Origin of the sequence: Winogradskya consettensis (assembly GCF_018332715.1) — a bacterium.
Taxonomy (GTDB): Bacteria; Actinomycetota; Actinomycetes; order Mycobacteriales; family Micromonosporaceae; genus Actinoplanes; species Actinoplanes consettensis.
Window position 1 is genome coordinate 230,690 of the sequence record NZ_BOQP01000007.1, and the last position, 9,897, is coordinate 240,586.

The 9,897-nt window shown below is 69.5% G+C and carries 1 protein-coding gene; it reads left to right on the top strand.

The window, feature by feature from the left end:
• Positions 1-11 precede the first annotated feature (11 nt).
• On the top strand, positions 12-9,897 hold a 9,886-nt coding region (locus Aco04nite_RS08560), incomplete at its 3' end, for a toxin glutamine deamidase domain-containing protein (RefSeq protein WP_244875824.1).

A 9,897-nucleotide genomic window follows, 5' to 3' on the forward strand; every position in this document is an offset into this window, starting at 1 on the left:
GGAGACGTACGGTGCCAGGCCTGACGATTCCCGACGACCCGAACTACCGGTGGGTCTACACGGCGATCCTCGCCGTCTCGGGTGAACAGTTCCCGAAGGCCGACGAGGTCGAGCTGCGCGCGATGCGGGACGAGCTCATCCAGTTCGTGGGCGACTTCATCTCCGCCGGCAGCAACGTGTCCGGCCTCGGCGCAGGCGCCCTGAACAACTGGTTCGGCAGCACCGCCGAGGGTTTCCAGGACTCGGCCGGCCGGATCACCGACGGACTCCCTGACGTCGCCGTCGCGGCGCAGCAGATGTCGGTCGACGTCGGCAACTTCGCCCTCGACACCGAGCAGACCAAGTACACGATCATCATCGCGATGATCTCCACGGTCATCGACGTCTTCATGGCCCTGGCCTCAGGCTTCCCGTACCTCGTACCCGGCGAGATCCAGATCGGCGGCGCCGTCGTCCGGGCCATCGTCAAAGCCTTCCGCGCCCGCCGCATCACCGAGACAGGCCGGCACGTGCCGAAAGCGGTCGAGGGCGCGGGCACGCGCGGCGTACGCAAAGAGGGCTCGGCGAACTGGATCGTCAAGGGCGTCAAGGAGATCGTCGAAGAGGGCGCCGAGGAAGGTGCGGAGAACCTCGCCGCCCAGAGCATCCAGGTCTTCGAGGGCAACCGCCATGACATCAACGGTTCAAGCGTCGGCGTGGACATCATCGTCGGCGGGATCGCCGGCGGCGCCAGCTCGGCCGCCCACAAAGCCATCCACAAGGCCTCCCCAAGAGCCGCGAACAGCGCCCTCGGCCACGGCGCCTCCGGCACCATCGGCGAACTCCCGGTCGAGTACGCCGCCGCCGCAGCCATGGGAGGCGGCACCGACGGCATCACCCCGTGGGCAACAGCCTCCTCGAGCTTCATCACCAGCGGCCTGACCCAGGGCGCCCACGACATCGGCCAGGCCATGGGCGGCAACCCCCGCGACAGCCAGGGCCGCCCCACCGCCGCAGACTTCGACCACGAGGCGTTCATCGCCGAGCCGACATCCCCGGCCGGCGACGGAACCGCCACCCCACCGGCGGGCGGGACCACAGTCCCGCCCGCCGGTGGCACCGGAAACACGGCCACCCCCCGCGGCACGACCGGATCCGGCGGCACGACCGGATCCGGCGGCACAGCCGGTGGCTCCAACGGCGGTGGCCCTGCGGCGCCGGTTGGCCCTGCAGCTACCGCCGGCGCTGGTGGAGGCAGCTCCCCGGACCGCAGCAACCCCAGCACCAGCGCGGGCAACGGAAGCGCGGGCAACGGCACCAGTTCGACCGGCGGCGGTAAGGGCGGGTCGGTCGACGGGACCGGCGCCCCCAGCAGCACCAACGGCAGCGGCAGCGGTGGTGAGGCCACCGGCGGCGCGCCGACCGGCGGTACGGGAGATGCGGAGGGCCTCCGTAACGACGCACCGGTCAGTTCCGGGCTCGAGGGCTTCAGCAATGGCTCCGCACCGTCCGCCACACCGGCGGCTGCTACCGGTGGTTCGGCGGCATCCGGCAGCCCTACCACCACGAACAGCACAAGCACTCCCACCGGGCCGCAAGGCACCACCCCCGGAGGCACACCCAACGCTGCGGGCAACGTCCCTCGGGGTGCAAGCACCAACGTCGCATCCACAGCGCCCTCGGCGGGCATGCCGTCGTCCACTCCCTCCGCGGGCTCAGCGCCAACGACCGGATCGTCGAGCGGCGCACCTCCCACGGGCGCCGGTAGTCCCACGACTGCCGGAAGCGGCGTCGGCACAGCAGGCCGCCCCACCGCCCCGTCGGCGTCGAACTTCGGTTCCGTGACGACATCCACCGACGCCCCCACATCGTCCAGTCAGCCCAGCCAAACCAGTCAGTCCAGCCAGCCCGGTCAGTCCAGCCAAGCCAACCAGCCCGGCCAGTCCAACCAGCCCGGCCAGCCCGGCCAGCCCGGCACCGGCCGAACACCGACCGGGCCCGCCACCACACCACAAGCCGCTGCCTCTACAGCCCCCACCGCTCCCGTCGAGTCCACCGGGTCCACCGGGTCCACCCAACCCGGCACTTCCCACGGGATTGTCGACTCGCCTCGGACAGCGGCGGCCGGTTCCATCGTGACCTCCACCGAGGCGCCTCCAGGGACCGCCGTCGGCACCCCGCAGCTTGCCAAGAATCCGCGACAGGTGGCCGTACCGGCAAAGGAGCCGTCGGCGGACCGCCCAGCCGAGCCACCGGTCCTTGATCCCCGCGGCATGTGGGAGCAGGACGTCCCCGACGACGGCGACTGCTTCTTCCACGCGGTGCTGCTCAGTGCCCGCGAGCAGAACGTCACCCTGCCCGCCTGGGCTCCGGTCCTGCCGCCCGGTGTGAACCATGACCGGGCGCTGGCTCGGGAGCTGCGGGAGACCGCGGCGGCCAACCTGGACCCGGGCCAGCTGCTGGTGACGCCGGAGCGGTGGTCGTTGCTCGCCCAGGTCCTGCACGGTGCCAACCCCGCCGCACTGAACCTCCCGCCCGACTTCACGGGCGCGTATCTGCAGGACAACCATGACGAAGTGCTGCGCAACATGCGGCAGGCCCTGGAGCGGACGGAGCAGCTCGCCGACAACCCCGGTCTGATCCTGGAACACCCGGAGCTGATCGACCAGACCGACCTCGGGCTGTCCGACGCGGACCGCGACCTGGCGTTCCGGCTGCTCGCGGACGAGGACCCGGTCGCGATCCTGCGGGACACGCTGCGCACGGAAGGCTCCTGGAACAGCGTGCTGGGCGACGACATCCCCCTGGTCGTCGCGGCGATGCTGGGCGTCGACATCCGCGTCGACAACAGCGCCGCCGGCGGCACGATCGACGCGACGCTCGGCAGGCCCCGGCTGCACGTACGGCGGGTCGGCCGCAATCACTACCGCGCGCTGACCCCCGCCGAAGCCCCGTCGGACGTCACCGGCGAGGAGGCGGTCAAGGCGTACCCGTGGCTGAACAGCGTCAACCCGTTCCGTGCCGAGGATGCGTTCGCCCTCAACTGTGTGATCACGACGATTGCCACGGACATGGCCCTCACCGAGGGCGTCGGCCACCAGGCCGGCGGCGTGGACATCCCGATCGGTCCCGCCGACCCCCGCGGCCTGCCCGAAAGCGACCTCGCCAACTACCAGGAACAGACACTCGGCCGTAGCAGCGTCCACACGTTCGACAGCCTGACCGCCGTACGCGACGTCATGCGGGCCGCACCCCGCGGCTCACGCGGCATCGTCCTGCTCCGCGGCGACGATTCCACGACGTCGCACTCCTTCAACGTGGTGCACGACGAGCACGGCGTGAACTTCCTGGACGGCCAGCACGGCACGCTCGCCCGCCGCCCCGGGACGGTCGCCGAAATCGTCTTCCTGCCTCTCAGCGCCGGCATTCCCGTTGCGGAGACGCAACCGGTCACCACGCTGTCCGGGGACCGCCGCGCGGGCGCAGAACGACGGGACCAGGTGCCGGCACCCCCGGCGAGCCGTTCCTGGCTATCGAAGATCAGGCAGATCGTGGTGCCCCAGGCCGGCCCGTCGGCGCCCCTGCAGGCGGAGACTCCCGCCGTCCCGGTGACCGCCAGACCCGCGACAGCACGTGATGCTCTGGTGCAGTTCGCGGCCACCTGGATCGGCGACTCTGCGGTGCCGGGCCGCAGGCGCTCCCGTGGTCTGAGCGCTGTCGACAGGGCGCTGAGCCAGTGGTCCACGGTGCATCGGGACAGCCCGGATGAGACGCATCTGCGTGCGGTCCTGACCACGATCACCGACTGGCGTGCCCGCAAACAGGGGGATGGCAGCGGGTCCGTCCGCGGGGCGCGCATGGACCTCCTTCAGCACCACGTCGAGGCGGCGCTGGAGGAGGTTCGCGCGCAGGCTGTCCGCGCGGTCGACCAGGCCGGCGGCCTCCGAACCACCATGGTCCAGACCCGGGGCGGCATCGTCACGGTCGAGCACGATCCGTCCGATCAGGGACGTGATGTACGCCTCGAGCTCGTCCGGTCCGCGATCCGCGAGGTGGAGGCCGCGGGGTTCGACATCCCGGATCTGACGGTGCCCGGGGACGTCGCGGTCGTCGAGGAGTTCGGCCGTCACCTGCATCGCCGGGCCAGTCCGCGCATTTATGCGGAGCTCGGTACGGGCGTGTTCCCTGCCGGGTCGCCACGGGTCGCAAGGCCGCGCGATGTTGTCGCCGAGATCTTCGCGGCGAAAGTCCACGGCCGGGTGCCTAATGCGGAAGACCAGCGCATGTACGAGACGCTCGGCGGCCCGGTCCCCGCGCGGGCCGATCTCGGGCTGGACCCCTTCCGCGTGCGAGCGCCGTTACCGCTGCCGGGGCATCTGAGGTCGGACTCCGGCGGCAGTCTGATCGACGAGCTGCGGCCGGACCAGTTAGGCGCGTTGTTCCGTACGCTGGATCTGGCGTCGGCCGGGGGTCCCGACGTCGAACGGCTCCCGCGCGAGCCGGAGCGAGTGGTCTCGGATGGCACCCGGGAGATCCCGCGTCTGCTCCACAGCATCTGGTTCGGCAGCCCGCTGTACGACGACGGCGCCCGCAACTTCCGGTCGACGATCCGGACGAACCTCGCCGAAGCGGCCGCCGCTAATCCCGGATACCAGGTGGTGCTCTGGACGGATGCGTCCCGCGCGGAGTTCGCGGCGCTCGACACGGGCACCGGAGCGAGGTCGCCACGGGCCGGGCAGCTCGCCGAGATGCGCGACTGGGCGAGGCAGCACAACATCGCGATCGTCAACCTGTGGGAGGCCTTCAACTCCGAGTCGCCGATGGGTATGCAGACGCAGACGCAGACCGAGATCGCCAAGGGGGTCGGTTCGGCGTACGCAATGGCCAGTGACATGGCCCGGCTGGAGATTCTGCATCGTTTCGGCGGGGTCTACAGCGACGGCGACAACCGGATAGGTGCGGTCGAGGAGGCCGTGGCATCAACGGCCGGCCGGGACGACGGGTTCGCGCTGTCGCAGTCGGGCGGCAGGTTCAACAACAGCGCGATGATCGCGGCCGCGGGTTCGCCGACGCTCGGGCACTACCTCACTCTGGTGCGGCATCGGTACGGCTTGGGCTACGCCCAGCTCCTCAAGCACGCCTATCCGACGATGTGGGAGGCCTCCGACGAACTACTGAACCGCGGCGAGGCCAGGCGCCCCGACGGCGAGCTGTACGGCGAACGGACCTACGCCCGCGACACCGAGGTGGTGCACCGCACCGGGCCGTCGGTGAAGCTCTACACCAGGCTCGCGAACATCGCGGGACCGATCGGCATCGTGGCCGGCGAGGTGATCGTCACGGAGTCCGCGGGAAGCTGGAACGACGGTTTCGCCCAGGTCACGGCCGAGGACGTCTCGCTCGACCCGGGACGTGTACGGGCGGCGGTGGTGACCCTGCTGCACGAGCTCGAGCGTCGTGGTGGCGGCCTGAGTCTCGCGGTTGTGCGGCCTGTGCTGCGTACGGTGCCCAAAGCTCTGCACGAGCAACTGTGGGAAGCGATGCTGACCACCACGCGTGACGCCCTCGCCGCGGCCGGGCGGGTGCCCACCTGGATCTCCACGCTGGGCGCCGATCTACCCGGCCGCAGCTCCCACCTGCTCGGCTCGTTCTTCCCCGGGGTACGGGTGTTCCCCGTCGCCGGCGCGAGCAACGACGCGATCACACACCACGAGGATCCCGGGCCCGGCCTCGAGTTCCTCCGGGACGTGAACCCCTGGCACGACATCGGCGGTGACTTCCTCACCAACTGTGTGCTCGCCGCCATCGGCACCGACATGAGCCTGGAGACGCGGGGCGTCCAGTCCTTCCAGGTGCCACCGTCGGAACCGCTCACCCTCGACTTTCTCGTCAACTACGCCGACGACCCGGTCAGAAACGCGCCCGGACCCCGCCTGCCGGCCCGGTTCGTCACCACCACCGCCCGCGGTGTCATCGACGCTCTGGAGCAGGCTCCGCCGTGGGAGCGAGGCTTCGTCGTCGTTCCTGGCGAACCCGATCACGTCCTCAACGCCGTACGCCTCGACGACGGGCCCGCTCTCATCGACGGTCAGCGCAACAAACGCGTCACCCTCGACCCGGGAACCACCGTCCACTTCCTCGCACTGACAAATCAGGTCACCGTGGCCGGTCCCGGCCGCGCCGCGCGGAGTCTGGCCGCGCGGAAAGCCGGCGCGGCCGGTCTCACCATCGAGACGCCGACGCGGCTCCACATGCCGTCCTGGGTGACACGCGGCGTGCTCGAGAACTTCGGTGATCTCGCCACCAGTCCACATGCCCGGATCGTGCCGGGGTTCCTGGGGAATCAACCGATCTTCGAGGTGGTGACGCGCCCCGCGGTCGAGGCGGGTGTGGTGACGGACGACCGGGTGTCCTCGCAGGACGCGGCGATGGACGCACGTCAAGCGGTGGAAGCGTTGCGGAACAGCCGGGGCCTGACAATCACCCAGGCCTTGGCTGGTACGCGGTTCACGGTCACGCCCGCCGGAGCCTCCATCCGGATCGGGGATCAGACATCGTCGCTGCCGGAGGGTACGTTTCGCTCCTACTTCACCGTCAGCGTGCCGGTCGACAAGATCCTCACGGTGCTCGAAGACCCCGCCGTGCAGGTCGACCCCGGAAAAAAGGGCTGGGATCCCGATCTCGCGAGACGCCACCGGGACAGTCAGCTTCCCAAGGCCGTGAAGTTCGGAAACGCGATAGCGGCCATGTACGACGATGATGAGGCCACCGCTTCACTGGCAGGCTTCATGGCACTGACCTATCTGCAGTTCTCCGCCCTCGCCCGGGACGACACCGCCGGACCGGCAATCAATTTCACGGCGGTCGCCAGCCGTACCGCGATGCACGCCATCCGCGACGGGCTTCCCGGCGACGTTCGCTCGTGGGTCGATCAGAACTGGAGCTTCCTGCGTAAGGAACTCATGACGACCTACTTCAACAGTGTCGGCGACGAGATGGAACGCAGTTCGATGGAGATCCTCGTCCCTACGCCGGCGAAGTCCGGAGGCATCCACACCTTCACGCTCGGCGAGTTCTTGGAGAGCGCCTTCCACCGGGATGCGGAGCGGCTGATCGACCAGAATCAGGCGTTGGGGATCCGGGCACATCTGACGGAGCTGGAAACCTCCGTGAGCGATCCGTCCCGGCCGCCGCACGCCGTGCTGGAATTCCGGGAATTCATCGAGGGTGCTCCCGATATCGGCATGATCCTGGAATCCCTTGACGATTTGGCCCGGGACTATCCCGACATCACCGACACGGAACCACCCGACCCGGAGACACCGCCTGCGACACCGGGGAACGGATCAGGAACCGGTTGGTCGCCGGCGGGCTGGGCCCGGCTGGCCGAGCTGTGGCGCGACGCCCGGCAGCGGCACGACACCAGCCGCCCGCCGGGGACAGCAGTCCAGGACCCCGGTAAGGAGGCCCTGTTCGGCAGCGACCCGTTCGGACTGCGAGATCTGCCGGCCGCGCCCCCGTTCCTCGCCGATCTCGACCAGAACGGGCTACCTACCGCCGACCTTGCCGCCTTGTTCGACCGGATCGACCTCACCGGAACCGATGCCGCGGAGCACAGCACCGAGTGGCAGAAATCGGAGATCTGGCAGGCGCCTTCCGTGCGCTGGGCCGGTGAGCATCCGTCGCGGACAGCAGCGCAACCGGTGGATCTGGCGAACGCCGAGCTGCCGAAGATCGTGCACACCATCTGGTACGGCAGTGCGCTGGACGGCACCCGTCCGAAGGCGCTGCGGATCCGGGCATACATTCAGAAGACCGTCGAGACGGCACGCAACGCCGGGCTGATCCCGGTGCTCTGGACCAATCTGACGCGGGAGCAGTTCAGATCGGACGACCCCGGGATCGCGGGTATGCGGCAATGGGCCGCGGAGCACCAGATCCGCCTGGTAAACGTGCACGAGATCTTCAATGCGGGCTCGCCGCTGCACCTCAGCGCCGAATTCCAGCTGGCGCTGTCCAAGGGGACCGGAGCCGGGTACGCCGAGGCGAAGGACATCTCGCTCCCGGAGATCCTGTACCGCTTCGGTGGCATCGGCCTCGACGCGGACAACCAGCTTCTGAACGTCTCATCGATCGTCGACAAGTTCCACACGCACGGATTCGCCGTCGAGCATCAACCGAGGACGGACTTCATCAACAACTCGTCGATGATGTTCGCCCGGGGGCATCCGGTCGCCAGGGAACTCATCGACATGCTGAAGGCGAACTATGCCCTCCCGTACGCCGAACTGGCCCCGTACGAGCACCGGACCGCCGACGCGGAAGAACCGCAATGGCAGGAGTACACCGCCAACAGCAGGATGCGCACCCGTTCCATCTGGGAGCGGAGCGGTCCCGACAATCTCCGGTCGCTGATCCATGCCATCGGTTACGCCGACACCGATACCATCCCGAAGATCACCGGGGAAGACATCCTGATGGGTGGCGAAAGCTCCTGGCAACCCGCGCTCACGCCGAAGGTGGACCGCGACCACGAGGAGAAGACGTCGGCTCACGATCCGGAGGTCACCCGCGCGGCACTCCGGCGCGCCGTCACGTATCTGATCCGGGACCTGGCGAACCGCGACGGCAATCTTCACCTGCTGGCCGTCGAGCCACTGGTGGAAGCACTTCCCACCGCCGAGCGGGCTGCCGCGTGGGAAGCGATCGTGGGCTTCGTGCTCTCCGCCCCGGGGCTGCGGCAGCGGGTCCGGACGGTCACCTACCGGTGGTTCACCATCGGGATGGACACGACAGAAAAAGAGAAGGTGCCGACGGAACGGATCATCGAGCTGCCGGCGTCGGTGCTGTCGGCTCTGGGCGTCCCGGCGAAGCCCGTCGCCCAGCGCGGCCCGCATCGCAGCTGGCACCGTGGCGCCCTCGCCGTCCCGGTCCGGCTGCGCGGCCCGGCAGCACCCGGCGAGTCCGCGGGGGTGGACGAGCGTCAGGTGCTTGCACTGGCGGCTTCGGCCGGCAGCATCGGTCTCGGCGCTGACCCGGCACACGCCACCGCGGACCCGGAGGTGGCCCGCCCGCTGGATCTGACCGTCGACCGGGGCGAGGAGGCGCTCCTGCACAGTCTCCGCGAACGACGTGAGTTCCACGCGCTGCGAACGGTACGGCAGGTGTTCGACGGCATGCGATCCGAGCTGCCGACCGGCGCCCACGTTCCGCTCGACCGGCAGAGCCTGTTCAACCGGATCCTGAACGGCCGTGTCACGGGTTTCTCGCGGGCCGGCGGGCAGAAGCTCATGGAACTCGAAGCGGGGGCGGTAACTCCCGTCCTGCTCGACAAGAAGCAGTACGTCGCGATCGGCACCGACCTGGCCGCACGCCCGGTGCTGCTCTCCGCGGGCGGCGCCCCGGACGCCCGGGTCGGCCTGCCTAAAGCCGGTGACATCGAGCTGCTACTCGCGGGACCACACCGCGACCTGCAGCAGGAGCGGTGGAACACCTACGCCGGCCCCACTCACGAGAAGATCACCTACCGGAGTGGCTCCGGGTCCGGTCTCGAGTTCCTCAGCACCGTCAACCCGTGGCGCGGTATCGGCGGTGACTTCCTGACCAACTGCGTGCTCACCGCCATCGGCACCGACATGAGCCTGCGGACCCGGGGCACCGAGAGGTTCCAGGTGCCGCCCTCGGAACCGCTCTCGCTCACCGACCTCGTCAACTACGCCAACGACTCATCGGGATCATTCCGCTTCGTACGCGCCACCGCCGGCGACGTGCGCCGGGCACTGGCCGGGGCACCCTCCTGGGAGCGTGGCATCGTCGCCGTCCCGGGGCGCCCCGGTCACGTCCTCAACGCCGTCCGGCTCGACGACGGTCCCGCGTTCCTCGACGGTCAGGTCGGGATGCGCGCCGAGCTGCCGGACG